The organism is Pseudomonas sp. BR20 (assembly GCF_050780135.1).
Lineage (GTDB): Bacteria > Pseudomonadota > Gammaproteobacteria > Pseudomonadales > Pseudomonadaceae > Aquipseudomonas.
Genome location: NZ_CP172012.1, coordinates 3,527,655 through 3,552,132 on the forward strand (window position 1 = coordinate 3,527,655; position 24,478 = coordinate 3,552,132).

Genomic DNA, 24,478 nt, shown 5'->3' on the forward strand with positions numbered 1-24,478 from the left:
CTGAACTGCGGCTAAATACCCGCCCTTTTGCGTCGATTGCTTCGATGGCTATGTTCAAACGTATCAGCCCCTGGATCGCCTGCCTGGCCCTGTTGCTCAACATGCTGGCCATGCCGCTGAGCCGTGCCCTGCAAACGCCGGACAGCGGCCTGATGCTTTGGGGTGGGTTCTGCACCGGGGGCGCGTCGCAAGCCCTGCCGCCAGACTTTGCCAAGCTGATCGACCTTTCGCAGCAGGCCCCGGCGCCCACCGCCATGAAGCACAGCGATTGCTGCTGTGGCCATGCCGGGCTGGCCGCCCTGCCCTCCAGCCATTACCGGCATCTGCTGCCGCGCTATACACCCGATATCGCCCTCGACAACCCGTTACTGCCGACGTTGCAACCCAAGGTTCGCTGGCCGGACCTGAACCCGCGCGCCTCTCCTGTCGCCTGATCGCCCCGAACCCTGCGTTATCAGTTGCCCTATGCGGGTGACTGGAACGTCCTTGCAGTTTTTGGCTATCAGGAAGTATGTCCATGCCTGTTCTCTTGACTGCGCCGCGTGCGCAGCGTCACGCCGTGTCCCGTTGCCTGTGGCCGCTGATTTCAGCCGGCCTGTTCGCCCTCAACCCGTTATGTTCAGCCCTTGCTCAAGCCGGCAAAAGCGAAGACTCGGCCCTGACCCTCGGCATCGTCACGGTCCAGGGTGCAAGCGGCGCCAGCGGCCCGTTGAGTACCGCCAGCGTGCTCAGCTCGGTGGATATCCTCGGCGCCGACATCCTCGAAAAAATGCCGGTCAACTACAGCTGGGAGCTGTTCAGCCGCGCGCCAGGGGTGATGCTCACCGAATTCAACCAGGGCACCACCTCCGGCAAGATTTCCTTTCGCGGCTTCAACGGCGAAGGTGAAGTGAATGCGGTGAAGCTGCTGATCGATGGTATTCCGAGCAACAGCAACGACGGCAACATGCCCTTCATGGACATGATTTTCCCGCTGGAGCTGGACAGTATCGAAGTGGTGCGCGGCACCAGCGATGCGCGCTACGGCCTGAACAACATCGCCGGCAACGTCAATATGCTCACCCGCACGGGCGGAGACTACACCAAGGCGCGCCTGCGTTATGGCAGCTTCAACACCCAGGAAACGCAGTTCGCCAAAGGCATCCAGGGCAGCAATTGGACGCAGAACTACTTCTTCGCCTACCAGAAATCCGCCGGTTACCGCGACCATGCCGAGGCGGACAAATTCTCGATGTCCGGCAAATGGTTCTACACCCCTGACGACAACAGCTACCGCATCGGCCTGATCGCCCGTCACTACGAAACCGAGGCACAGGAGCCCGGTTACTTGAGCGAGGACGATGCGCGCCGACACCCGACCATGACCAACCGCTATAACGCCAGCGATAAAGGCACACGGCGCATGAATCAGGTCAGTGTGCATTTCGACACCGAACTGGCCGACACCCTTGCCTGGTCGGCGAAAACCTACGTCAACACGTTCGATGACCGACGCTGGACCCAGTACTGGCGCACCAGTGCCCAGCAGGAGCGCGACGCCTACGAAACCCAGTACGGCGCCCTCACGTCCCTGACCTGGCGCCCGCAAGTCAGTTGGTTGTATGACTTCGCCCTGGAAGGCGGCGCCGATACCCAACAGCAACAGAACAAAAGCGAGCGCTACCGCACCCAGGACCGCGCGCGCCTGGCGCAAACTCGCGACCAGCAGTTCGACTTCGACACCTACGGCGCCTACATGCAGGCCGAGATCAAGCCGTTCGAGTCGTTGAAGATCATCCCGGCGTATCGCGTCGACAAGATCCAGGGCAACTTCACCAATGAAATGACCGGCCTGGACTACGACATCAACGACTACGGGCTGATCAGGCAACCCAAGCTCAGCGTGGTGTACTCACCTTGGGACGTGGCCAGCGTGTACGCCAACTGGGGGCGCACGTTCCAGGTCGGCAGCGGCGCGGCGGCCTACAAGATTCCGCCCAGGGACACCGACCTGGCGCCGTCCATCAATGAAGGCTGGGAAACCGGGATCAAATTCACCCCTGCCGACTGGGTCGACGGCCGCGTGGCGTATTGGCAACAGGAAGCCAGTGGCGAAGTCAGCCGCAGGCTCAATGACCCCAGCGGCGAGTCGGACAACGTCGGCGAAACCCGCCGCTGGGGTTACGACGCGCAGTTGAACCTGCACCCGAATGAACGCACCGAGATCTGGCTGGCCTATGCCTGGCAGTACTCAAAAATCCTCCAGCCCAGCGCGACGCTGCCCAACAGCAAGGGCCAGGAAATCGACCACATCCCCCATCACCTGTACAACGCCGGCGTCAGCTTCAAGGCCACGCCGGCCCTGGAACTCACCGCGTGGATGAACGGCCAGACCCACTACTACCTGGAACGCGAGAACACCCAGGGCACTTACGGCGGCTATGTCCTGATGAACCTGGGGGCGACGTACCGGGTAACCGAGTCGCTCAGCGTCGACCTGCAACTGAAAAACCTCACCAACCGCTACTACGAGTACGCCTGGTATGACCCGGACGGTGCCAAAGCGTCGCTGCACTCACCGGGTGACGGGCGTGCGTTGTATAGCGGGGTGACGCTGGACTTCTGAATGGGCTCAACGCTGAACGTCCGGCAGACAGCGCTGTTGTGGCGAGCGGGCTTGTCCCGCTCGCCACAGAGGTTCCAGTTTACTGGGCGACAGCGCTGCGTCGAAGAGGTAGTGCCTCCCCTCCCACATTTGGATAGGAGACAATCAGTCAAATGTCGCCAGGCTATGGATCCGTCACAGGAACAATCTCCCAGCCACAACGAAAAAATGCCCACCCCCGCCAAGGGATGGGCATTTTTCTTCCAGTCATTACTGCTTGGCGTGCTTGGCCTGCACTTCAGGCATCGCCGAAGAGTGATGATTCAGAATTTTCCACTGGCCACCCACCTGCTCATAGACGAAGGTGTAGCGTGCCTGCACATGGCGCACCTTGCCGTCCGACTCGGTCAGGGTGAAGGTGTATACGCCACTGTCCATGGCTACGTTGCTGCCCAGCTGGCGAATCTCGCGGTAGTTGATCTGGCCCACCGGCTTGAGCGCCAGGAAGTGGTCAAAGTAGTCCTTGATCTGATCCGGCGTCGTGCGCACCTGGTTGGACACGGTCGGCTGCAACACAGCGCCCGGCGCATAGAGGTCGACCACCGATTTCACGTTGCCGGTCTGCAAGGCGCTGTTCCAGCGGTCGAATAAACTGGCAATCTCGCGGTCTTTCACATTGGCTGGCGCCTGGGCCACCTCACGGTAGACATACGGGGCCGTCTCGGCGGCGTGAACAAACGGTACGCTCAGGGCAAACATCAGGGCGATTGGGGCGATCTTGAATTTCATGGCGTTACTCCAGTGGTCGTCGTTGAGGCCACTTTGCCAACCTGCCCGCTGCCCGCCATCGGCCAACCGGAGGTATTTACCTATGCCATTTGGCAGATAGCGCCCAAGGTGCCCGACCCTGTTTAATAGTTACCCCTCGCGCCCGCAGCAAAATGGAGCATCACCCATGCATGACACGCCCCATGATCCCGGCAGCGCCTTGGCCATGCGCGCGCATTTTCGCCAATCGCAAAGCCGTACGGCGCGCCTGCGCCTGTTGGTGGATACCGGCCAGCAACTGCGCCAGCTGGCCCCCGATGCCATGCGCGAACACGTGCTCGCGCGCGCCTGCGCGTTTCTGGCGATGGACCACGGGCTGCTGCAGGAGTGGGACGCCGAGGGCGTCGCCTACACCAGCGCCCGCCATGGCAACCCGGCGCGATTGGGCAGCCTGGCCGCCCTCGCCGACCGCAGCCTGCGCACGCCGTGCTGGCAGGAACGACCAGCAGAGGACTTGCCCAGCGTCTTGCAAGTGCCGTTGCGCGCCGGTGATGGCCATGCCTTTGGCGTACTGGTGCTGGGCAATAGCGTCAGCCTGCGGGCGCCGGAGCACGAAGACAGCGAATCCCTGCAGCTGCTCGCCACCCTGCTGGCGGCCCACCTGGAAAACGATCGGCTGCTGACCACCCTCAAGCTCCGTGACAAAACCCTGTCCGACCTGGTCAACCGCTTGCTTCGCGCCCAGGAGGACGAACGCAAGCGTGTGGCCTACGACCTGCACGATGGCCTGGCGCAAACCCTGGCGGGTCTGCACCAACGGCTGCAGGGCTTTGCCGGGCGCTGCCCGCCGCTGCCAGACGCGTTGGCCGCCGACCTGCAGGCGATTCTTACCCTGGCCCAACACTCGGTCGGCGAGGGCCGGCAACTGATCGCGGGCCTGCGTCCCACGGTGCTGGATGATTTCGGTTTGTTCAAAGCCCTCGATAAAGAAGCCGACCGCCTGCGTGACGCCGGAATCAGCGTGGTGTGGCAGGCGCACTGTGAGACGCGCTTGCCCAGCCAGGTGGAAATCGCCTTGTTCCGGATCGGCCAGGAAGCCATCAACAATGTGCTCAAGCATGCGCGCGCCAGTCGAGTGCAACTGACCCTGGCACTGCACGACGGCCAGGCATCCCTGCGGCTGGACGACAACGGCAAAGGCTTCACGTCAGCGCCATCCCTCGACGACGCCCAGCATCTGGGCCTCGCCACCATGCAGGAGCGCGCCAGCCTGCTGGGCGGCAGCTTCACCTGCGTCAGCGCAGTCGACGGCGGTACCCAACTGCACGCCCGCGTGCCAGCCCACTTGATTGGAGTACCACAATGACCCACGTCTTGCGCCTGGTGCTGGCGGACGATCATGAAGTCACGCGCACCGGTTTCGTGTCCCTGCTGGCCGGCCATCCGCAGTTCGAGGTGGTCGGTCAAGCCAGCGATGGCCTGCAAGCGGTGGAGCTGTGTGAGCAACTGCTGCCGGATATTGTCATCCTCGACATCCGCATGCCCGGGCTTAACGGCTTGGGCGCTGCACGCTTGCTGCAACAACGCCTGCCCGCGGTGAAAGTGGTGATGTTCACCATGGACGACAGCCCCGAGTACCTGGAGGCGGCCATGAATGCCGGTGCGGTGGGCTACTTGCTCAAAGACGCCAGCCGTGCCGAGGTGATCCAGGCGCTGCAACACGTGGCCGCTGGCGGCGAAGCGCTCAACACGGCGGTCAGCGCCCGGCTGTTGCGGCGCATGACCGAACGCCAGGCCAGCGGTGCCGCCCCCAGCGAACCGCTCACCCCACGGGAACGCCAGGTCCTCGGTTTGGTCGCCAACGGCATGAGCAACCGGGCCATCGGCGAACACCTGGGCATTACCACCGGCACGGCCAAGGCCCATGTCGAGCGGGTGATCGGCAAGCTCGGTGCGGCCGACCGAACCCAGGCCGCCGTGCGGGGCATCGCCTTGGGCCTGGTGACACCAACATGAAGCGGCGCTGGGCCGACCTGCCGCTGCGCGGCAAGGCGCTGGTCGTGATTTCACTGCCACTGGTGGTGCTGTTGCTGTCCCTGGTGCTGATCTACACCACGGAACGCCAGACCGCCCGCGCCGAAGAGGATGTGCGCCGCGTTTTGCGCGTGCAAAGCGATATTCAGGCCGTGCATACCCTGCTCGCGGAAGCCGCCGCCAGTGTGCGCGGTTACCTGCTCACCCGCCGCGAAGACTTCTTGCCCAGCTACCTGAACGCCAAGCCCCAGATCGAGTCAGCCCTGCGCCGACTGGACCGCAACGTACGCGATCAACGGGTGCGCGAGCAACTCAGCGCGATCAAGCCGCTGATCGACGGCAAGGTCGACGGGCTGGAGGAAATGCTCAAGGACAGCGACGCCACACCGGAGTCCATCAGTGCCATCCTGATCAGCAACAAGCACATCCTCGATGCCCTGCGCCAACACATCAGTAGCATGCTCACCCTTGAGGAGTCGTTGCTGGCCGAGCGCAGCGCCGCCGCGTCCGAGACCCGCCAACGCTTGTTGCTCTCCACCTGGCTGGCGGCGATCTGCGGACTGTTCGGGGCGATTGTCGCGGTGCTGTTTCTGTCCAAGGGTATTGTCGCCCGGGTGCAGAATGTGCAGCGCAATGCCCAGCGCCTGGCCCTGGGCTCGCCGCTGCTGCCACAGCCGCCGGAACAAGACGAAATCGGCCAGTTGGGCACCAGCCTGGTGGAAGCCGGACTGTTGCTGGCCGAACGCGAGCGCGCGTTGCGCGACAACGAAGAACGCTTGCGGCTGATCATTGATGGGGTCAAGGACTATGGGATCTTCGCCCTCGACACGGCGGGCCATGTCACCAGTTGGAACAATGGCGCCGAGCGGATCAAGGGTTATACCGAACAGGAGATCATCGGCCAGCATTTCTCGGTGTTCTACCTGCCCCAGGAATGCCCGCAGCACCCGGACATGGCGTTACGCGAGGCCACCCGCAACGGCGATTACACCGAAGAAGGCTGGCGCTGCCGCAAGGACGGCACGCGGTTCTGGGCCAGCGTGGTGATCACGGCGCAGTACGACGGCACCGGCGCCCTGCGCGGGTTTTCAAAGATCACCCGCGACATCACCGACCGCCGTGCGGCGGAGATCGCCCTGCGCACCGCCCGCGAGGAAGCCGAACGCGCCAGCCGCGCCAAAAGCGAGTTCCTGTCGCGCATGAGCCATGAACTGCGCACCCCGCTCAACTCGATCCTGGGCTTTGCGCAGTTGTTGGACATGGACGCGCCCAAGGCGCAAAAGGCCGATGTCGGTCACATTCTGCGCGCCGGCCAGCACCTGCTCACGCTGATCAACGAAGTGTTGGACATCGCCAAGATCGAGGCCGGAAGCCTGGCGTTGAATATCGTGCCGATCCCGCTGGCGGGCACCTTGCAAGAGGCGCTGACGCTGGTGTCGCCCATGGCCACCGACGCGGGCGTGCAGTTGCAGCCGCTGCCGGCGCTGGCGGCGGATACGGGCATCGTTGCCGACCGCCAGCGCCTGACCCAGGTGCTGCTGAACCTGCTGTCCAATGCGATCAAATACAACCGGCGCGATGGCCAGGTGAGCATTGAGGTCGGCATCCATGGGCAGCGTATCCGCGTGTCGGTATGCGATACCGGCAACGGCATCGCCGCCGATCATATCGGCCAACTGTTCAAGCCTTTCGAGCGCCTGGGGGCCGACCCGAATGTGGAAGGCAGCGGCCTGGGCCTGGCACTGAGTAAAAGCCTGCTGGAAAACATGGACGGCCAACTCACGGTGCAGAGCCAACCCGGCATCGGCTCGCGCTTCACTCTGGAACTGCCCTTCGTGCGCGTGGCGCACGCCCCGAGCATCGCCACGCCCGGCATCGACACCGAATTGAAGCGCCCTGCCCCCGTCGTCAGCACCTTCGAGGGCAAGGTGTTGTGCATCGAAGACAACCTCTCCAGCCTGGCGCTGATCGAAACCCTGCTGCAGCGCCGGCCCGGCATACGACTGCTGTCGAGCATGCAAGGCCAACTGGGCCTGGACCTCGCCGCGCAGCATGCGCCACAGTTGATTCTGCTGGATGTGTCCCTGCCGGACATCAATGGCTTGAAGGTGCTGCAACGCTTGCGTCAGTCACCGATCACCCGCGACACACCGGTGCTGATGATCACCGCCGACGCCAGCGACCTTACCCGCCAGGCCTTGCAGGAGGCCGGCGCCACCGCGGTATTGAACAAACCGATCAACGTGCCGGCGTTTCTCGCCCACCTCGACCAAGCTTTTCCGGAGCCCGCGTGAACCTCGACCTGCGTATCCTGATCATCGACGACCAACGCCCGAACCTCGACCTGGTGGAGCAACTGCTGGCGCGCGAAGGGCTGACCAACGTGCTGAGCAGCACCCAGCCGCTGCGCACCCTGGAGTTGTTCAACAGCTTCGAGCCGGACCTGGTGATCCTCGACCTGCACATGCCGGAGTTCGACGGCTTTGCGGTGCTGGAACAACTCAACCGGCGCATCCCCCAGGGTGAATACCTGCCGATCCTGGTGCTCACTGCCGACGCGACCCGTGACACGCGCCTGCGCGCCCTGGCCCTGGGCGCCCGGGACTTCATCAGCAAACCCCTGGACGCGCTGGAAACCATGCTGCGGGTGTGGAACCTGCTGGAAACCCGGGTGCTGTACAAGACCCTGCGTACGCTGGTGCCGGCGGACCAGATTGAGTTGTTGCAGCGGCGCGGTGCTACCGCCACGCCCGGCAACGTCGAGGCCCAGCCGGGGTCAGCGGCGATACGACGCTGCTAGTGCCCGCGGGCTCGGTTTTCAAGGTTCGGCAAATGGAAGCGGTGTGTCGGTCTCACGGCGAACGGCAAACACATTCAGGGTCATCGCCACCAGGGCGTAATAGCCGAAAACCCCGACCAGCTCGACCACGGCGGGCTCCCCGAACGCCTGGATCGCCTGCGCATACAGGGCGTCGTCGATACGGCGCGTCTCGTACAACGTCATGCCTAGCCGATAGACCAGTTGCTCGTCCTCACGCGTGAAGACCGGAACTGCGCGCTCACGCAACGCCTCGATCACTGCATCAGCCACTCCCGCCGAACGAGCGATGGGCTCATGAATCTGCCACTCCGCCTGGGACTGCCACCAGGCGGCAGTGAACAGGATTGCAAGTTCGGTCAGGCGCAGTTCAAGCCGCGTGCCATACCGACAGAACGCCCCCAGGCGCTGCGCATGATTGGCCAGTTCCGGGCTTTGAATCCACGCCAGGAATGGACCATCCAGGTTGCCGCGCGGTCCCGCAAGAATGTCCTTGAGCACTGCGCGCTGAGCGTCGTCCATGGTGGCTTCAGTCAATTCGCTGAGCCGCGATTGAATCGTCATGCGCTATTTCCTCAGAGGCTTTTCAACGTACTGTTCACCGCACTCAGGAGTTTGTCGGTTATCTCATCCAAGTGACAGTCCTCAAGAATGAACGGCGGCGCCAGCAGGATATGATCGCCCCGTAACCCATCCACCGTGCCCCCCATCGGATAGCACATCAGGCCGGCCGCCATGGCGGACTGCTTGAGTTTGGCGTGCAGCTTCAGCGCGGGGTCGAACGGGGTCTTGCTGGTTCGGTCGGCAACCAATTCAATGCCCTGGAATAAACCGCGCCCGCGAATCTCACCCACGTGCGGATGCTCACCCAACTGCGCCAGCAAACGCTCACGCAAACCTGCGCCCAGGTGATTGACCCGGTCCAGCAAGCCGCGGGACTCGATGGCTTTTTGCACCGCCAGTGCCGCCGCGCAGGCGGTGGCGTGGCCGATATAGGTGTGACCATGCTGGAAAAACCCTGAGCCCGCCGCAATGGCATCACGGATTCTCTGACTCACCAACGTTGCACCTATCGGCTGGTAGCCCGCGCCCAGGCCTTTGGCGATGGTGATCAGGTCCGCCGTGATGCCCTCCTGCTCGGCGGCAAACAGAGTTCCGGTGCGACCCATGCCGCACATGACCTCATCAAGGATCAACAACACCCCGTAGCGGTCGCACACCTCGCGAATGCGCTTGAAGTAGCCCGGCACTGCAACCACAGCACCCAGCGTCGCCCCTACGACGGGCTCGGCCACAAACGCCATGACATTTTCTGCCCCCAACCGCAGGATCTCCGCCTCCAGTTCCGCCGCCAGGCGCACGCCCATGGCCTCCGGGGTTTCGCCCGGTTGCTGCTCACGGTAGGCATAGCAGGGACTGACATGGCTGACGTCGATCAGCAACGGTTCAAACTGCTTGCGCCGCCACTCATTCCCCCCCGTGGCCAATGCCCCCAGGGTATTGCCGTGGTAGCTCTGGCGACGGGCGATCAAGTGCTTGCGCTGAGGCTGGCCCACCTCGATGAAATACTGGCGGGCCAATTTCAATGCCGCTTCTATCGCTTCGGACCCACCCGAGACGAAGTACACCGATGCGATGCCTTCGGGTGCCCGGGCAACCAGGAAATCCGCCAGTTCTTCCATGACCTGGGTGGTGAAGAACGAAGTGTGTGCGTAGGCCAACTGGCCCACCTGTTGGCGCACCGCCTCGATCACCTGTGGATCACTATGGCCCAGGCATGACACCGCCGCCCCACCGCTGGCATCCAGGTAACGACGGTTGTCGCTGTCGATCAGATAAGGCCCTTCGCCCCGGACGGCCATTGGGTAGCTATGTGTAAGGCTGCGATGAAAGACGTGGCTCATGGTGCCGCTCCCGATATTTTTGCAAATAATAGATGCATGGATTTTAAATGCAATTAATTTTTGCAAGCCGCTCAACACCAGAAAGCCCGACATAATCGCTATAAAAGCCAGTATTTACTGGATTAAAACACCCTATCGGACTGAATCACGACAAGCAAAATATAGTTGCATGCAAATTAAATGCATGTATATTTTGCAAAAGAGCAAATGTTTCGTGCGCCTCCTTTCTCGGGTGGCTAGCCGGGCCAACAATAAAAAAATGGAGTGAGTCGTGATGCATCACTCAAAAATTAAACTGCCGCTATCCCCACCGCCCCAGGCTTGCCTTGGGGCTTGTATCCCCCTGAAGAGAAAACACGCATGAAGAACTTTCTGAAGGCCTCACTGGCGGTCATGGCACTGCTCACCACCTCAAGCTCGTTCGCGGCCGGCAAGGAATTGCTGGTGGCCACCGATACGGCATTCGTGCCTTTCGAGTTCAAGCAAGGCAACGAATACGTGGGGTTCGATATCGACCTGTGGGCGGCGATTGCGAAAGAAATGGGCGTCACCTACCAGCTCAAACCCATGGATTTCAATGGCATCATCCCTGCCCTGCAAACCCGCAATGTCGACGTGGCGTTGGCCGGTATCACCATCAAGGAAGAGCGCAAGCAAGCCATCGATTTTTCCGACGGCTACTACGACAGCGGCTTTCTCCTGATGGTCAAGAGCGACAACGACACGATCAAAGGTGAGGCGGACATCGCCGGCAAGACCCTGGCGGTGAAAAGCGGTACGTCGGCGGCGGATTATGCCAAGGCCAACCTGAAGGCCAGCGACCTGCGTCAGTTCCCCAATATCGACAATGCCTACCTTGAATTGCGCACGGGCCGTGTCGATGCCGCCATGCACGATACGCCGAACGTCCTGTACTACATCAAGACCGCCGGCGAAGGCCAGGTAAAAGCGGTCGGCCAGCAGATGCTCGCCCAGCAGTACGGCATCGGTTTCCCCAAAGGCAGCGAACTGCGTGAACCGGTCAACGCCGCGCTGAAAAAGATCCGTGAAAACGGTACTTATGCGCAGATCTACCGCAAATGGTTCGGCACTGACCCGAAATAATCCCCGCCCCTCATCAATAGAGAATCCAGCATGCATTTCCAATGGAGCGCCATTTGGGATGCGCTGCCGGTACTGCTCGAAGGCGCCAAGCTGACCTTGTGGATTTCGATCCTGGGTCTGATCGGTGGCGCCGTTATCGGCGTGGTCGCGGGCTTTGCCCGCGCCTACGGCGGTTTTTTCAGCAGCCGCGCAGCGCTTGTGTTCATTGAACTGATTCGTGGCACCCCGATCATGGTGCAGGTGATGTTCATCTACTTCGCCTTGCCCATGATGGTTCCGGTGCGCATCGACCCTTTCACCGCAGCCGTGGTGACCATCATGCTCAACTCCGGCGCCTACATCGCCGAGATCACCCGTGGTGCGGTGCTGTCGATCCATCGTGGCTTTCGCGAAGCGGGGCTGGCGTTGGGTTTGTCACGGCGCGACACGCTGCGCTACGTCATCGCACCGCTGGCGTTTCGACGCATGATCCCGGCGCTGGGCAACCAGTGGATTGTCAGCATCAAGGATACGTCGCTGTTCATTGTCATCGGCGTTGCCGAACTGACGCGCCAGGGCCAGGAAGTCATCGCCGGTAATTTCCGCGCCATGGAGATCTGGTCTGCAGTTGCCGTCATTTATCTGATCATTACCCTGGTGCTGAGCTATGTGCTGCGGCGCATGGAATCGAGGCTGAAAATCCTATGATTGAGTTCAAAGGTGTTTCCAAGCACTTCGGCAGCACCCAGGTGCTGCACGATATCAACCTCAAGATCGCCAGCGGTGAAGTGGTGGTGATCATTGGCCCTTCGGGTTCAGGGAAGTCGACGCTGCTGCGTTGCATCAACAAACTGGAGGAAGTCACCGATGGCCAACTGATGGTCGATGGCCTGGAGGTCAATAACCCCAAGGTCGACGAACGCCTGATTCGCCAGGAAGCGGGCATGGTGTTCCAGCAGTTCCATCTGTTCCCACAGATGACCGCACTGCAGAACGTTGCTTTCGGCCCGGTGCGCGTGCGCGGCGCCAGTCGCCAGGAGGCGGAGAAACTCGCCGCCGAACTCCTGGCCAAAGTCGGCCTGGCCGACCGTGCCGATCACTACCCTTCCGAGCTGTCGGGCGGCCAGCAGCAACGCGTGGCGATCGCCCGGGCGCTGGCGGTAAAGCCCAAGTTGATGCTGTTCGACGAGCCGACTTCCGCCCTCGACCCGGAGTTGCGCCACGAGGTACTGACCGTCATGAAATCGCTGGCGGATGAGGGCATGACGATGGTCATCGTCACCCATGAAGTAGACTTCGCCCGCAAGGTCGCCACGCGCCTGATCTTCATCGACAAGGGCCGCATCGCCGAGGACGGAGCCCCCGCTGAACTGATCGCCAACCCACCCAGTGCCCGCCTGCGGGAATTCCTGCAACACGTATCCTGAGGAGATGCCATGACACTGCCCTCTATTCATCTTGATGGAAGCGCTTACGCGATTGGTCGCGGGTTGGGTGTCTTCGGTCGGGACGCCGTGCATGGGCACTTACGCCCTCTTGCACTCTGGCAATACCTGGCCTTGCAGGCGCAAACCCCCGCGGCGTTGCAGATGCGTCAACAGGTGCGAACCGAGTTCCCCCATTACTGGCAGGAAATCGAGGGACTGGCCGACGGATTGCAGCTGCCACTTGACGAAGTGTTCATGTGGAATTGCCGAGGTGACTACGTGCATGAACAGAGTGTGGATGGCTGCACGACAGTGTTTGGCCCAACCCGCGCCGGTACGCTGATCGCCCATAACGAAGACGGCCTGCCGCAGCTCAAGGGGCATTGCGCGCTCTTGCACGCCACGCCCGAATCGGGCCTGGCGTTCAGCAGTTTTATCTATCCAGGGTCTTTGCCTGGGCACACGCTGGCGATCAATGAGCGCGGCCTGGTGGCGACCGTCAACAACATTCGCCCGGCACGCATTCCCGCTGGCATTCCTCGACAGATCCTGGCGCGCGCGACCCTCGACGCCGGCAGTATCGACGAGGCGATTGCCGTGGTAACCCGGACTGATCGCGCCGGGGCGTTTCACCACACCTTCGGCCAGGTAGGGAGCGCCCGAGTCGTCAGTGTGGAGGCCAGCGCCGATGGCAGCAATGTCAGCGAAATCCAATGGCCGGCAGGGCATTCAAACCACCTGGTGTCGCTGTCGTTGAGCCAGGTGAAACAGCGCATCACCGCCAGCTCAGGTGCCCGACAGCAGTGTATCGACCAACGCCTGCAACAGCTTCCTGGCGATCTGGACGCCAGCGTAGCGCTGAGTATCCTGCGCGACACTTCGGGGCAGGACCTGCCTGTCTACCGCTGCGCAGCGGATGATTCGGACAACGAAAACACCCTGGCAACCGGTGTTTTTCTGATCAGCGCCAACACTGTAGAGTGGCGCGTCTATACGCAACCGAACACTGACCAAGCCGATGCTGAAGGTGTGGTCCACCGCTCGTTGATCGACGCTTGTTCAGGTCGTTGAGGGTGGAGCGCAGGCGCTCACTGAATAATGGATACCGTTAATGAATAAAGTCCCGGCAGCACTTCCCGACACGTTGGACGGCCTTAAGCAACTGCTCGCGGCCATCGAGCGGCGTGAGGTCGATATTGCGTTGGGCAGCAGTTCCAGGCGCGTGCTGATGGCGCTGATCGAATCCCCCCAACGCACGGCAGTGTGTTCGATCAGCGAGCTGGCACAGCAACTGGATGTCAACGCCTCGACCCTGTCCCGGCTGGCGCAACGGCTGGGTTATGGCGGTTTCAGCAAATTGCAGGATGTGTTTCGCCGAGAGATCACCGAAGGCAAGCATTTCTATAGTGATCAGGCCTCACGGCTGGTCATCAATCATGAAGACAAGGACATCCTCAATCAGCTGACGCGCCTGGGCCGCCAGGAGAGCGCCAACATCGCCAGCATGATCGAGCAGGTCGATCCCGATGTGTTTGTACAGACGGTGGAACTGCTGGCCAGTGCCCGCCGGGTTCGGATCCATGGCATGCGCCAGTTCAATTCACTGGCGCTGTTCATGTCCTACGGCTTGGGGATGTTGCGTCCGGATGTGGCGGCCCTGGATTCCAGTCGCCAAGGTGTGGCGGATGCCCTCGCACAACTGGACAAGGGTGACGTACTGGTGGTGTCCAGCTGTTTTCCCTACACCCCCAGCGTCCTGGCCACGGCCGAGGTCGCCGCTCGCCATGGGATCAAGGTCATCGCGCTGACCGACTCTGCCAGCTCACCACTGGCCAAGGTCGCCTTGCACAGTTTCTATGTCCCCAATCACAGCTTGTTCTTCAGCAACAGTATGTGTGCCTTTATGTTGCTGGCGCAGGGCTTGCTAAGCGCGGTCGCCAGCAAGCTCGGTGAGTTGTCGATATCGGCGTTGAAGTACCGGGAGACGCTGATCGACGAACTCAACGCATCGCTGTAAGCGCCCTCCTCATGAGCCTTCGGGTACTGTTTATGCTCGCCGTGGCGTTGATCGCCGCGGACGTGCTGATTAATCTCTTTTACTCGTAAGGCAAGCAGCAACTGCCGGCCCTGTGCGTGGGGTCGGCCCACAACCCGCGCCCGCCGTTCGCAGTATTACGACGATGTGACAGACCCCTCATTTTGCTTCCAGTGCCTGCGCGAACAGTTGTGTGTAACAGCGCAACAGCTGAAAATCGCGCGCCCATCCATTGAGCACTACAGGGATATTCCGCACATGGCTGTTTCCAATAAATGGCTGATGTCGTCAGTCGCTTATTACCTCGATTTTTTCACCGTTCCGATTTTCGTGGCTTTCGCCCTCTACCTGGCGCCTTTTGACCCTGGGCTGGCGCTCGTGGGCCTGCTGGCCTGGACGTTGGTGGAGTACTCGGCGCACCGTTTCCTGTTCCATTCGCTGTATCGCCGCGAGCATTGGACGCACCATATCGACGTGCTGGCCTACATCGGCGTGTCCAGCTGGAAAACCAGCTCGACCTTCGCCGTGCTGTTGCTGCTCGCCTGGTTCACCGGCCTCACCTCGGCCTTTATCGGTGCCGTAGCCGGCTATTTCGTCTACATCTCGCTGCACTACGTGATGCACCGCCCGCAGCATTGGGCCTACGCCTTTATTCCGGGATTGGTGGCCAATCACGACCTGCATCACCGCAAAGGCATCGAGAAGAACTTCGGGGTTTCTTCACCGCTGTGGGACCATGTGTTTCGCACTTATATTCGAACAGAGCACGCCTGAACCTCTGCTTGGCGATTGTTTTTATTACGAACAAATCTAGCCGCCCACACTCCTGCGCCGCCAACCTTATCTACGCTCTAGCCCGTGCCAGGAGGCGCATTGAAGAGTCCATGACGGACCCACTGTCTCCCGGCACCTGATGCCTAGGAGATACCGATGAGAATGGAAACCCATCGCCCCCGGCCCGGGTTCGGCTGTGCGCTGTTTGGCGCGTTGCTGAGCCCCCTGGTCGTCGCGGCCCCCACGTTGTCTACGCAAATACCCTTCGATGTCACGGCGACCCCGCCCTTCTCTCTCGACAGCCTGCAAGCCAACTTCGATGAAATGTCGTGGCAGACGTTCATTGCGCTGAACTGGCCGGCCCTGGACACGGGTCAACCCAATAACGGTGTGCAGATCGGCCAGCAGGACGCGGCCACCGTGTGGGAAAGCTATAAGGAGAGCTATCAGATATTCCTGGCCCAAGGGCAGAAGCCGCTGCCTTTTCACGCGCCCGCCAGCGTACCGAAAGCCTGTGAAGGCAAGGGTTCCGGGCGCTTGCTGCAACAGATGGGCAAGGTCCCGGATGTGCTCGACGAGTTTATCCAGCCGTTTGAGAGCGGCCCTCTGGTGGACCAGAGCGGCGTGTACACGCGCAATGAAATCGTGGTCAACCAACCGATGTTCGACGGTATCGTCAACAACGGCCTCTACAGCATTCAAGGCCAACAGGCGTTTTTTGCCGCCAGCCCGACCAATGCCGTGGCGTTCAGTTGCGGTAACCCGCACACCAGTGAGGTGGGTTCGCTGATGGTCAAGGCCTCGTGGAAGGTGCTGGACGGCAACGACAATCCCGCCAGCTTCCATAGCGTCGACGCCCTGGTGTATACGCCGGGCAACAGCGACCCGAGCAAAGGGCCGGTGGTGGCCGAGTCCTGCGTGGCCGAGCCGGTCGGGCTGGTGGGCTTGCATATCGTGCACAAGACCACCAGCGCGCCGCAGTGGGTGTGGTCGACCTTTGAGCACGTCGACAATGTGCCGGAAAAAACCACGCCGCCCGCCGAGCGCAAAGGCCCGTACCTGTTCTACAACGCCAGCAGCCAGGCCGAGGCCAACCAGCCGCCGCCCAGGCCGTGGAACCCGGCGGTGAAGGCCACGCCCTCACAGATCGTGCGCGAGATACCGTTGACCAATGAAACCAAGGCCCTCAACACCACCTACCAGACCCTGCTGCGCACGGTTAACCCCAACAGCGTATGGGCCAACTACCAGTTGATCAGCACCCAGTGGCCGACGCTCAGCGGCCAGCCGCCGTGCCAGATCTCTGCCACCAAGCCGCTGGGCAACCCGGCACCATCGTTCCTCGCCAATGCCACGTTGGAGACCTATATCCAAGGCACCGTGCCCCAAGCGTCATCGAGCTGCATCGCCTGCCACGGCAATGCCGCCACCCACGTTACCCAGTCGCCGCGCACCAGCTTCGCGGACTTCACCTACCTGCTCGAGCGCGCCCAATCCACCGGTGTGACAAGGAGTCAGCCATGAGTACCGACCTGGACAATTTCACCGGCTTGAGCGTGGTGCTCACCGGCATCGATCAGGAACTGCTGGCGCCCTCCGTGGACCCCATCGGCCTGCCCAGCACCTTTCTCAACTTCATCGGCCCACGTGTCGGGCAAAGCGTGCTCAGCGCCCTGCTGGCCCAGTACGCCACGCTGGCGGCCGAGCAGGCGACACCGCAGCAAATCGGCACAGCGATCCTGATGCAGAACGGCCAACCGGCACCGACGCAAACCGCCCAGGTGGCACGCGCGATCATGAAGCTCTGGCTGCTGGGCGTGTGGTACCAGCCGTATACCCAGGGTGCGTTCCCAGTCGGCGAGCAAACCGTGGTCAGTGACGAGGCCTACACCCAGAGCTGGGCGTGGAGTATTGCCCAGGCCCACCCCATGGGCTACAGCGAGTTCTTCTTCGGCTACTGGAACAGTCCGCCGCCCAGCCTGGAAGACTTCACCGGGGTCACCGCCAGCACGCAGCCAGGAGCATCGTCATGAGTAGCGAACAAGCAGATGTGGTGATTGTCGGTGCGGGCCTTGCAGGCAGCCTCATTGCCTATCAATTGGGGCTGGCCGGGGTGCAAGTATTGGTGCTGGAATCGGGGCCGGAGATCCCGCCCAATCGCAACCAGTACCTGGAGCGTTTCTACACCGCGACACTGAAGACGCCCGAATCACCCTATCCACCGGTGAGCACCCTGAGCCCGGCGCGCAACCCGGCTGAACAGAACGCACCGCGCGCGACCATCGCCGACCTGATCAATGGCTGGAACAACCCCGCCATCAGCTACCTGGTGCAAAAAGGCCCGTTGCCGTTCACCAGTACCTATGAGCGCGTGGGCGGCGGCACCACTTGGCATTGGGTCGCCACTTGCCTGCGCATGCTGCCGAATGATTTTCGAATGAAATCGCTGTACGGCGTGGGGGTGGACTGGCCGATCAGCTACAACGACCTGCAAAGCGCGTATTGCCGTGCCGAGGCGGAAATCGGTGTGGCGGCGAATGTGGCCGACCAGACGTACCTGGGCATTACCTTCCCGGCCAACTATGAATACCCGATGACCAGCATCCCGCTGTCGCTGGTCGATGGCAGCTTCGTCAACGCGGTGCAGGGCCAGGCGTTCCAGGGCTTGCCCCTGGTGGTCAGCCCGACGCCGGCCGGACGCAACTCGCAGCCGTATGCCGGGCGACGGGTATGCGCAGGCAACACCAACTGCACGCCGATCTGCCCGATCCAGGCCAAGTACGATGCCACGGTGACCATGAACAACGCGCTCAACACCGGCAATGTGCGGGTGCTGTACAAGACCGTGGCGAGCAAGGTCACCGTCGCGGCGGACAACAGCATCAGCGGTATCGAGTTCATCCAGTACCAGCTCGGTGATGGACCACCGACCGGCACGGGCGTTGCCGTCGGGCAACGTTATGTGATCGCCGCCCATGCCATCGAGACGCCCAAGTTGCTGCTCAATTCCACCAGCAGCGCCTGGCCCAAGGGCGTGGCCAACAGCAGCGGCCAGGTCGGGCGAAGCCTGGCAGACCACCCGATCTACCTGGCCTGGGGCCTGATGCCCGAGGGCAAGACGGTGTTCCCGTATCGCGGCCCGGTGTCCACCTCCGGCATCGAAAGCCTGCGCGACGGCGCGTTCCGCAGCCAGCGCGCGGCCTGGCGGATCGAGATCGGCAACGAGGGCTTCAACTGGCCGATCGGCGACCCGTACACCACCGTCGCCGACCTGATTGATGGCACCAACGTCAGCCACACCAACCCGCTGCCAAACAACCCGGGCGCGCCCCAGGTGCTGTTCGGCACGGCGCTGGTGCAACAGTTGAACAACCTGCTTACGCGGCAATTTCGGGTGGGCTTCCTGGTGGAGCAAGTGGAGGAGGATCCCAATAACGCCAACTGCTACATCGTGCCTTCCGGCCAATACAAGGACCGCCTGGGTATCCCGCGCCCGGAAATCCACTACGACCTGTCCGACTACACCAAGGAGGGCTTCAAACAGGCGCGTATTCTGGCCAGTCATGTCATCACCGAACTGCTCGGGGCTACCGAACTGACTGCCGACATCCCGCCTGGGGTGTTCACCTACCAAGGGCAATCCTATTCGTTCCAGGGTGCCGGGCACTTGATGGGCACCTACCGCATGGGTGATGACCCCAAGACCTCGGTGGTGGACAAGACCCAACGCAGTTGGGACCACAACAACCTGTTCCTGGTGGGCGATGGCGTGTTCCCCACCACCGGCACCTCCAACCCGAGCCTGACCATCGCCGCGCTGTCGATCCAGGCCGGCGACACCCTGTGCAATGAGCTTAAAGCTGCGACGGTACAGGTGCAGGCCAACCAGCCGTGGCAAGGTACCGGCGTGCAGATCAGCGGCCCGAGCCCTCGCGTGGTGCGTTATGTCAGCGGCAAGTGGCTGGCCAGCCCGGTGGGCGGCATGGTCGATGGCAACGGCAGCCCGGGGTTGATCGCCAAGGCGGGCTACACCTTGGCGGGGGCTAATGAGGGCGCGCTGATTGGCCGTGTGAGCAGCAGCGGGACACCGTTTCTGGTGGGTGACCTGGCGGAAATTCCAACGGGGCAGACCGGGGAATTGCAGCTGTGTATCAACGATGATCTGGAGGGGCGTTATGGCATTGGGTTGGGGGATAACCAGGGGGCGCTGACAGTGTTGGTGGGGTTCGGTACCACGTAGGGTCCTTGGCTGCGGGGAAAACCCGCAGCCCATTTTTTGAAGGTGGCTGGCAGACAGTCGAAAATGGCCACTCGCCACTACTCGAATCGATAGGTAAACTTCAAACCCATGCACCTCGGGGGCGGTCCCCGGTCTTTAATGTCATAGGAAACAGGTGGACATTCATGGAAGAAAGTCATATCTGGCTCGGCGAGCTATTAGCACGCGCACAGGCCAGTCAGCTTCAGGGCGAAATGACAGACGCTCAATTCCAGCAGGTTTTGCTCTATGTCCTCGCCGTGCAAATCGTGGACTGGGACAGCCCTAAATGGGTCAAGGAGCGGGAGACTAAGTACTGGGTCTACCACGACACCATTCAGGCCAGCGTGCACATGCTGATGGAGCACTGTGGCCTCGTCGAAAAAATCACTGCATGCGACGAACAGACCTACGAACAGCTTTCAGTGCTGTTGGATGAGGTCACGGAGCAACTGGACGGAGAAGAGTGCCTCAACCTGTTCGACGCACTTTTTTATTTTCTTGCCACCCAAGCCCGTTTCGACCGGCGGCATGCCCAGATCAGCGGAGCACTCGCCACCGGCTTGGCGCGCGATGAAGGGCTGATCGACCTGGAGCCCTACAGTGGCGAAGCCTTCGTCAAGCATTTCGACCTCCATCAGGGCCGGTTTGCATACTTGCTTGTTGAAGGTAGCGCGGCCCTGCACCACTTGACCCGACTCAGACTGATCGTGCAAGGCGTCGATGCCGAACTGATCCAAGGTCTGCCGAATGACTTCAAACGTGAGGGCCTGTCACTGCTGGATAACCCGGTCTATTTGAAACAGCCCTTCGTCTCACTGTTACAACGGACCGAAGAAGGCACGTTAACGGGGAGAACGCTGATGGTGTTCACGCCTGGCCGGACCCCAACCCCCGCCTCCCTGGATAAACTCAAGCAACACCTGTCCAGCAATGACCTGCTTGAAGCCGTGTTCGATTTCACGAGCTATAACGACGCTGGCAACGCCACCCGCTACTACGCCTGGTTGTTGAATAGCCAAAAATCCCAGGCAGACAGAACGTTGTGCATCGACACACGCAAATTGCTGTCTGGCATTCGGGGGGTCAGCGCAGAAGAGCTCGCCTACTTCTCAGCAGCGATTTACCAGATATGGCGGTCAGATGGAGCGTTGCGCTTCAGCCAATACCCTGAGTCGAAGCTGTTGGGTTCACTCAAAGGGCTGTTTGCCCAATGGTTCGACACTGGGTATGAGGATGTCGACGGCGTTTGCGTAGAACTGGACACCAAGGATGTGCTCAGGACCCGCATCGGCGGGACTCGGGTTCCGCCCGTTGATCGAGTACGGGAAATTTCACTGCTCGACCGGCGCCCGCTGGAGCACTTGCTCGCGCAACCAGGCAGCGTATCTTCCTGCACCTACGTCATCGGTAACAATGGTGCCGGCAAAAGCCTGTTGTTGGCTTCTCTGGTTGACCACCTGCAGCAACAGTCCACCGCCAGTGTGGCCATTGTGGTTGGGCCGATTGACCGTTTTCCCTTGGGCAATCGCGAGAAGTATCCTCATTATCGCTACCTGGGCGACCGGACGAGTACCGGGTATTCATCGCAAACCATCGAGCGCAAGTTGATCGACCTGTTGGTCGAAACGGTCGAGCTACCTGAGCGCCTGGCGTTGCTGGAAAACCTGCTTGAGCGCCTGGGCCTCAAACAGCGCCTGTACCTTGCGCCCAGTGGTGCATTCAACGAACTGCTGCGACCACTCGACCTGGCCGCCCAAGTCATTCCCCTTGCACTCGCGGTCAGTGAACATGTTTCCCTCAAGGGACTGAGTCTCGCATTGAGTCGCCAAGGCCATTCCAACCTGCTGAAATTCACCGACCTCAGCTCCGGCGAACAACAGGTGCTGCTCCTGTTCGCCAAAATCATGGCAAGCGCCGGCCCCGGCAAAGTGCTGCTGATCGATGAGCCAGAAGTGAGCCTGCATGTCGGTTGGCAGCAGTTGCTGCCGAGCCTGTTCAGCCTGATGGCAGAACGTCTGCAAACCCGGTTCGTGATTGCCACCCATTCACCGACCCTGGTTGCCAATGCCAAGGACAACCTGAGCCATTGTTTTATGGCCAAGGACAATCAACTGACAGAAATTGCGCCTGAACAGCGCCACTCAGTAGAGACCATCCTGCTCAAGGGCTTCGAGACCTACACCCCACACAACCGGGAAGTCGCCGAGCGCTGCGCGGCGCTTGTGACCGAGGCTATTCGAGCAACCAACAGGGGCCAGGCGGGTAAGTATGCCCAACAACATGAAGACCTCAGAAAAGCACTGGAATACATGACAACCATCATGAAGACCTCCGGCGACGCCGAAGACAAGCGCTACCAACAGGACCTGCAACTCATCGAACACGCGAGTCTTGCCATCACCGAAACCTTTGCCCTTGCGCAACAGGCGTTGCCAGCATGACCCGCCCCACCGGCGAGCCGAAGGCAGCGCTCGTCTACAGCGAACAGCGCAAGTTTCTGCACGCATTGCGCAAGGGGGCAAAGGCTTTTGATAAAAGTATCTGGGGCAAGCTGGGCGACCCCGCCAAAGCCGACTGTGCGGCGCTCAAAAAACGCTTGCGCTTAGCGCTGAAAAGCCGCCAAGAGCCCAGATGTTGTTACTGCAAGCGCTGGTTGCTTAACCATGCGAGTGCAGCACCCATCGAACACGTGCTGTCACGCGACACCTATCCTCAATTCGCCTTGCATCCGCGCAACCTGGCAATTGCGTGTGTCGATTGCAATTCGGTCAAGGGCAAGGCCGACTGGGGCAAGTTCCCTGGGGCCCCGGCGCTTTACCCCACGGCAGACGTCATGACCTTCTTTCATCCCCGTCACCATCGCTACGATGAACATATCCGCTTCATCCGTATGGAAACCAATCGCCAGGAGTTCGTCAGCTATCACGGCCTCACGCCCCAAGGACAACACCTGTGCACCCAATTACTCAGCGCTGTGGTCGGCAAACGCAGCCTTAAGCGCAGCTACCCCGCACTGGCGGGCTGGCAACGCACCATCGATGACTTGGATGCCCAGGGCGATTCAACAGACCGCCCAGAACTGCAAGCCTTTCGCCATGCCATGGAAATAACGATTGCCGAACGGCTGAACGACGGCAGCAAGGCCAGCGCACTGTGGGTGATTCCAGATGACGCCGCCAAAGATGCGGCACCGAAAACATCCGGCCGCAAACACACTCGGTCACGCAAACAGCAACTCGCTCATGATCCCATTCGCGCTATCCAGCAACAGCTTGCGTTCGACTGATCGCGCAGACTTCAAGCTACGCCGCCATCTGGATAGGTAGGCTCAACACAACCGACCTGAGAGGTTCGTTACACGCGCAACAACAGTCTTTTGTCATCACGCCCATTGATAGCACCCTAACGAAACCCTCATGCTAGAGGGCTGATCCCGCGCTTATATCATTCCGAATGATAGTTACCTTTGCTTCATTCGATTCGTGACATACCGCCTCGCCGCGCATGATCCGCCCATCTCAAATACATTGGCGGATGCACCTCATGGAACAGTCACTCAAACATTTGCGCTTCCCCCTGGCGATCCTGGCCGTGGTGGTGATGAGCGCGTGCGGCAAGACCCCGGAACAAGCGGCCGCCATGCCCGCGGCGAAAGTCAGCGTAGCCAAGGTGCTTGAGCAGCCGGTCAACGAGTGGGATGAGTTCACCGGTCGCCTGGAAGCGCCCGAAACCGTACAGATTCGTCCACGGGTCTCTGGCCAGATTGACCAAGTCGCTTTCACCGAAGGCGCTTTGGTCAAGAAAGGCGACCTGCTGTTCCAGATCGACCCGCGTCCGTTCCAGGCCGAAGTGCGCCGCCTTGAAGCCCAACTGGCTCAAACCAAAGCCGCCGCCACCCGCAGCGATAACGAAGCCCAGCGCGGCGAACGCCTGCGCCAGAGCAATGCGATCTCCGCCGAACTGGCCGACTCGCGCACCACCGCCGCCCAGGAAGCCCGCGCCGCCGTCGCCGGGATCCAGGCGCAATTGGACCTGGCCAAGCTGAACCTGAGTTTTACCCGTGTGACCTCGCCGATCAGCGGCCGCGTCAGCCGTGCCGAAATCACCGCCGGCAACCTGGTGACCGCCGACGTTACCGCGCTGACCAGCGTGGTCTCCACCGACAAGGTTTACGCCTACTTCGACGCCGATGAACGTGTGTACCTCAAGTACACCGAACTGGCTCGCCAAGGCCGCCGTGGCGCCACCACCCCGGTGTACCTGGGGCTGTCCAACGAAACCGGCAACCCGCACCTGGGCCAGATGAACTTCGTCGACAACCAGGTCAACCCGGCCACCGGCACCATCCGTGGTCGCGCCGTGTTCGATAACAGCAAGGGCGAATACACCCCTGGCCTGTATGCGCGCCTGAAGCTGGTCGGCAGCGGCACCTACTCCGCCGTGCTGATCAACGACGAGGCCGTCGGCACCGACCTGGGCAAGAAGTTCGTGCTGGTGATGGAAGGCGACAAGCCGGCGTATCGCGCGGTGGAACTGGGGCCGAAGATCGAAGGCTTGCGCATCGTGCGCAGCGGCCTGAACAAGGACGACACCATTATCGTCAAGGGCCTGCAACGCGCGCGCCCCGGCTCGCCGGTCGCCCCGGAAACCATCCCGATGGCCAGCAAGGAAACCCTCGCCGCCTTGGCCCAACAACGACAAGCGCTTGAAGCCAGCAACCTGGAGCAAGTGGCGCCGGAAAAAACCGCGCCCAAGCTCGCAGCCGTTGCGACTCCACGCGGTTAAGGGAT

At 61.3% G+C, this 24,478-nt stretch carries 21 protein-coding genes; 18 read left to right on the forward strand and 3 right to left on the reverse strand.

Features of this window, described 5'->3' with window-relative positions:
• The first annotated feature begins 44 nt into the window (after positions 1 to 44).
• The gene (locus ACHPFG_RS16280; protein WP_431699790.1) at positions 45 to 434 is read left to right on the forward strand and encodes a DUF2946 family protein; all 390 of its coding nucleotides are present in this window, start codon (positions 45 to 47) and stop codon (positions 432 to 434) included.
• A gap of 83 nt (positions 435 to 517) precedes the next feature.
• The gene (locus ACHPFG_RS16285) at positions 518 to 2,605 is read left to right on the forward strand and encodes a TonB-dependent receptor (RefSeq protein WP_431699791.1); all 2,088 of its coding nucleotides are present in this window, start codon (positions 518 to 520) and stop codon (positions 2,603 to 2,605) included.
• Between the two features lie 249 nt (positions 2,606 to 2,854).
• On the opposite strand, the gene ACHPFG_RS16290 is transcribed toward ACHPFG_RS16285, so the two are convergent.
• Positions 2,855 to 3,373, reverse strand: coding sequence for an SgcJ/EcaC family oxidoreductase (locus ACHPFG_RS16290; protein ID WP_259242499.1), 519 nt, complete (start codon positions 3,371 to 3,373; stop codon positions 2,855 to 2,857).
• Positions 3,374 to 3,539: 166 nt separating this feature from the next.
• On the opposite strand from ACHPFG_RS16290, the gene ACHPFG_RS16295 reads away from it, so the two are divergent.
• The 4 genes from ACHPFG_RS16295 to ACHPFG_RS16310 are packed head-to-tail and all read left to right on the forward strand — an operon-like array spanning position 3,540 to position 8,186.
• Positions 3,540 to 4,718 (forward strand): sensor histidine kinase, encoded by a 1,179-nt coding sequence (locus tag ACHPFG_RS16295; RefSeq protein WP_431699792.1) that lies wholly within the window; start codon positions 3,540 to 3,542, stop codon positions 4,716 to 4,718.
• Complete coding sequence (locus tag ACHPFG_RS16300) at positions 4,715 to 5,368, forward strand: response regulator (RefSeq protein ID WP_167655294.1); 654 nt, start codon at positions 4,715 to 4,717, stop codon at positions 5,366 to 5,368. The genes ACHPFG_RS16295 and ACHPFG_RS16300 overlap by 4 nt, the downstream gene beginning before the upstream one ends.
• Entirely contained in the window at positions 5,365 to 7,680 is a 2,316-nt protein-coding gene (locus ACHPFG_RS16305; RefSeq protein WP_431699793.1) for an ATP-binding protein, read from the forward strand. The genes ACHPFG_RS16300 and ACHPFG_RS16305 overlap by 4 nt, the downstream gene beginning before the upstream one ends.
• Positions 7,677 to 8,186 (forward strand): response regulator, encoded by a 510-nt coding sequence (locus ACHPFG_RS16310; RefSeq protein ID WP_431699794.1) that lies wholly within the window; start codon positions 7,677 to 7,679, stop codon positions 8,184 to 8,186. Before ACHPFG_RS16305 ends, ACHPFG_RS16310 begins: the two co-directional genes overlap by 4 nt.
• Positions 8,187 to 8,204: 18 nt before the next feature.
• On the opposite strand, the gene ACHPFG_RS16315 is transcribed toward ACHPFG_RS16310, so the two are convergent.
• Positions 8,205 to 8,768, reverse strand: a complete 564-nt coding sequence (locus ACHPFG_RS16315) for a carboxymuconolactone decarboxylase family protein (RefSeq protein WP_431699795.1) — start codon at positions 8,766 to 8,768, stop codon at positions 8,205 to 8,207.
• Positions 8,769 to 8,779: 11 nt separating this feature from the next.
• Positions 8,780 to 10,108, reverse strand: a complete 1,329-nt coding sequence (locus ACHPFG_RS16320) for an aspartate aminotransferase family protein (RefSeq protein ID WP_431699796.1) — start codon at positions 10,106 to 10,108, stop codon at positions 8,780 to 8,782.
• A gap of 360 nt (positions 10,109 to 10,468) precedes the next feature.
• Here ACHPFG_RS16320 and glnH point away from each other — a divergent pair, with 360 nt between their 5' ends.
• The 12 genes from glnH to mexE all read left to right on the forward strand — a co-directional run bounded on the left by glnH (position 10,469) and on the right by mexE (position 24,473).
• Positions 10,469 to 11,212, forward strand: coding sequence for a glutamine ABC transporter substrate-binding protein GlnH (gene glnH / locus ACHPFG_RS16325; protein ID WP_027605668.1), 744 nt, complete (start codon positions 10,469 to 10,471; stop codon positions 11,210 to 11,212).
• A 30-nt stretch (positions 11,213 to 11,242) separates the two neighbouring features.
• Positions 11,243 to 11,899: a glutamine ABC transporter permease GlnP gene (gene glnP, locus ACHPFG_RS16330; protein ID WP_027605667.1), complete on the forward strand. Its 657-nt coding sequence runs from the start codon at positions 11,243 to 11,245 to the stop codon at positions 11,897 to 11,899.
• Positions 11,896 to 12,618, forward strand: a complete 723-nt coding sequence (glnQ, locus tag ACHPFG_RS16335; RefSeq protein ID WP_027605666.1) for a glutamine ABC transporter ATP-binding protein GlnQ — start codon at positions 11,896 to 11,898, stop codon at positions 12,616 to 12,618. Before glnP ends, glnQ begins: the two co-directional genes overlap by 4 nt.
• 9 nt (positions 12,619 to 12,627) lie before the next feature.
• On the forward strand, positions 12,628 to 13,689 hold the full coding sequence (locus ACHPFG_RS16340; RefSeq protein WP_431699797.1) for a C45 family autoproteolytic acyltransferase/hydolase: 1,062 nt from the start codon (positions 12,628 to 12,630) through the stop codon (positions 13,687 to 13,689).
• 40 nt (positions 13,690 to 13,729) lie between these two features.
• Positions 13,730 to 14,635: a MurR/RpiR family transcriptional regulator gene (locus tag ACHPFG_RS16345; protein WP_431699798.1), complete on the forward strand. Its 906-nt coding sequence runs from the start codon at positions 13,730 to 13,732 to the stop codon at positions 14,633 to 14,635.
• 276 nt (positions 14,636 to 14,911) lie between these two features.
• Positions 14,912 to 15,427, forward strand: a complete 516-nt coding sequence (locus ACHPFG_RS16350; protein WP_431699799.1) for a sterol desaturase family protein — start codon at positions 14,912 to 14,914, stop codon at positions 15,425 to 15,427.
• Between the two features lie 156 nt (positions 15,428 to 15,583).
• Positions 15,584 to 16,951 carry a cytochrome C gene (locus ACHPFG_RS16355; RefSeq protein WP_431699800.1) on the forward strand — a complete coding sequence of 456 codons (1,368 nt, stop codon included), beginning with the start codon at positions 15,584 to 15,586 and terminating at the stop codon, positions 16,949 to 16,951.
• Entirely contained in the window at positions 16,948 to 17,460 is a 513-nt protein-coding gene (locus tag ACHPFG_RS16360) for a sorbitol dehydrogenase (protein WP_431699801.1), read from the forward strand. Before ACHPFG_RS16355 ends, ACHPFG_RS16360 begins: the two co-directional genes overlap by 4 nt.
• Positions 17,457 to 19,667, forward strand: a complete 2,211-nt coding sequence (locus tag ACHPFG_RS16365; RefSeq protein ID WP_431699802.1) for a GMC family oxidoreductase — start codon at positions 17,457 to 17,459, stop codon at positions 19,665 to 19,667. The genes ACHPFG_RS16360 and ACHPFG_RS16365 overlap by 4 nt, the downstream gene beginning before the upstream one ends.
• 5 nt (positions 19,668 to 19,672) lie before the next feature.
• On the forward strand, positions 19,673 to 22,129 hold the full coding sequence (locus tag ACHPFG_RS16370; protein ID WP_431699803.1) for an AAA family ATPase: 2,457 nt from the start codon (positions 19,673 to 19,675) through the stop codon (positions 22,127 to 22,129).
• Positions 22,126 to 22,974, forward strand: coding sequence for an HNH endonuclease (locus ACHPFG_RS16375; protein WP_431699804.1), 849 nt, complete (start codon positions 22,126 to 22,128; stop codon positions 22,972 to 22,974). Before ACHPFG_RS16370 ends, ACHPFG_RS16375 begins: the two co-directional genes overlap by 4 nt.
• Positions 22,975 to 23,231: 257 nt before the next feature.
• On the forward strand, positions 23,232 to 24,473 hold the full coding sequence (mexE, locus tag ACHPFG_RS16380) for a multidrug efflux RND transporter periplasmic adaptor subunit MexE (protein WP_090410005.1): 1,242 nt from the start codon (positions 23,232 to 23,234) through the stop codon (positions 24,471 to 24,473).
• Positions 24,474 to 24,478: the final 5 nt, after the last annotated feature.

Coding starts and splice junctions, on each gene's coding strand:
- ACHPFG_RS16295 (WP_431699792.1), top strand. CDS start 3,540: ATGCATGACACGCCCCATGATCCCGGCAGCGCCTTGGCCATGCGCGCG.
- glnP (WP_027605667.1), top strand. CDS start 11,243: ATGCATTTCCAATGGAGCGCCATTTGGGATGCGCTGCCGGTACTGCTC.
- glnH (WP_027605668.1), top strand. CDS start 10,469: ATGAAGAACTTTCTGAAGGCCTCACTGGCGGTCATGGCACTGCTCACC.
- ACHPFG_RS16350 (WP_431699799.1), top strand. CDS start 14,912: ATGGCTGTTTCCAATAAATGGCTGATGTCGTCAGTCGCTTATTACCTC.
- mexE (WP_090410005.1), top strand. CDS start 23,232: ATGGAACAGTCACTCAAACATTTGCGCTTCCCCCTGGCGATCCTGGCC.
- ACHPFG_RS16315 (WP_431699795.1), bottom strand. CDS start 8,768: ATGACGATTCAATCGCGGCTCAGCGAATTGACTGAAGCCACCATGGAC.
- glnQ (WP_027605666.1), top strand. CDS start 11,896: ATGATTGAGTTCAAAGGTGTTTCCAAGCACTTCGGCAGCACCCAGGTG.
- ACHPFG_RS16355 (WP_431699800.1), top strand. CDS start 15,584: ATGAGAATGGAAACCCATCGCCCCCGGCCCGGGTTCGGCTGTGCGCTG.
- ACHPFG_RS16285 (WP_431699791.1), top strand. CDS start 518: ATGCCTGTTCTCTTGACTGCGCCGCGTGCGCAGCGTCACGCCGTGTCC.
- ACHPFG_RS16375 (WP_431699804.1), top strand. CDS start 22,126: ATGACCCGCCCCACCGGCGAGCCGAAGGCAGCGCTCGTCTACAGCGAA.
- ACHPFG_RS16345 (WP_431699798.1), top strand. CDS start 13,730: ATGAATAAAGTCCCGGCAGCACTTCCCGACACGTTGGACGGCCTTAAG.
- ACHPFG_RS16280 (WP_431699790.1), top strand. CDS start 45: ATGGCTATGTTCAAACGTATCAGCCCCTGGATCGCCTGCCTGGCCCTG.
- ACHPFG_RS16300 (WP_167655294.1), top strand. CDS start 4,715: ATGACCCACGTCTTGCGCCTGGTGCTGGCGGACGATCATGAAGTCACG.
- ACHPFG_RS16290 (WP_259242499.1), bottom strand. CDS start 3,373: ATGAAATTCAAGATCGCCCCAATCGCCCTGATGTTTGCCCTGAGCGTA.
- ACHPFG_RS16360 (WP_431699801.1), top strand. CDS start 16,948: ATGAGTACCGACCTGGACAATTTCACCGGCTTGAGCGTGGTGCTCACC.
- ACHPFG_RS16365 (WP_431699802.1), top strand. CDS start 17,457: ATGAGTAGCGAACAAGCAGATGTGGTGATTGTCGGTGCGGGCCTTGCA.
- ACHPFG_RS16305 (WP_431699793.1), top strand. CDS start 5,365: ATGAAGCGGCGCTGGGCCGACCTGCCGCTGCGCGGCAAGGCGCTGGTC.
- ACHPFG_RS16340 (WP_431699797.1), top strand. CDS start 12,628: ATGACACTGCCCTCTATTCATCTTGATGGAAGCGCTTACGCGATTGGT.
- ACHPFG_RS16320 (WP_431699796.1), bottom strand. CDS start 10,108: ATGAGCCACGTCTTTCATCGCAGCCTTACACATAGCTACCCAATGGCC.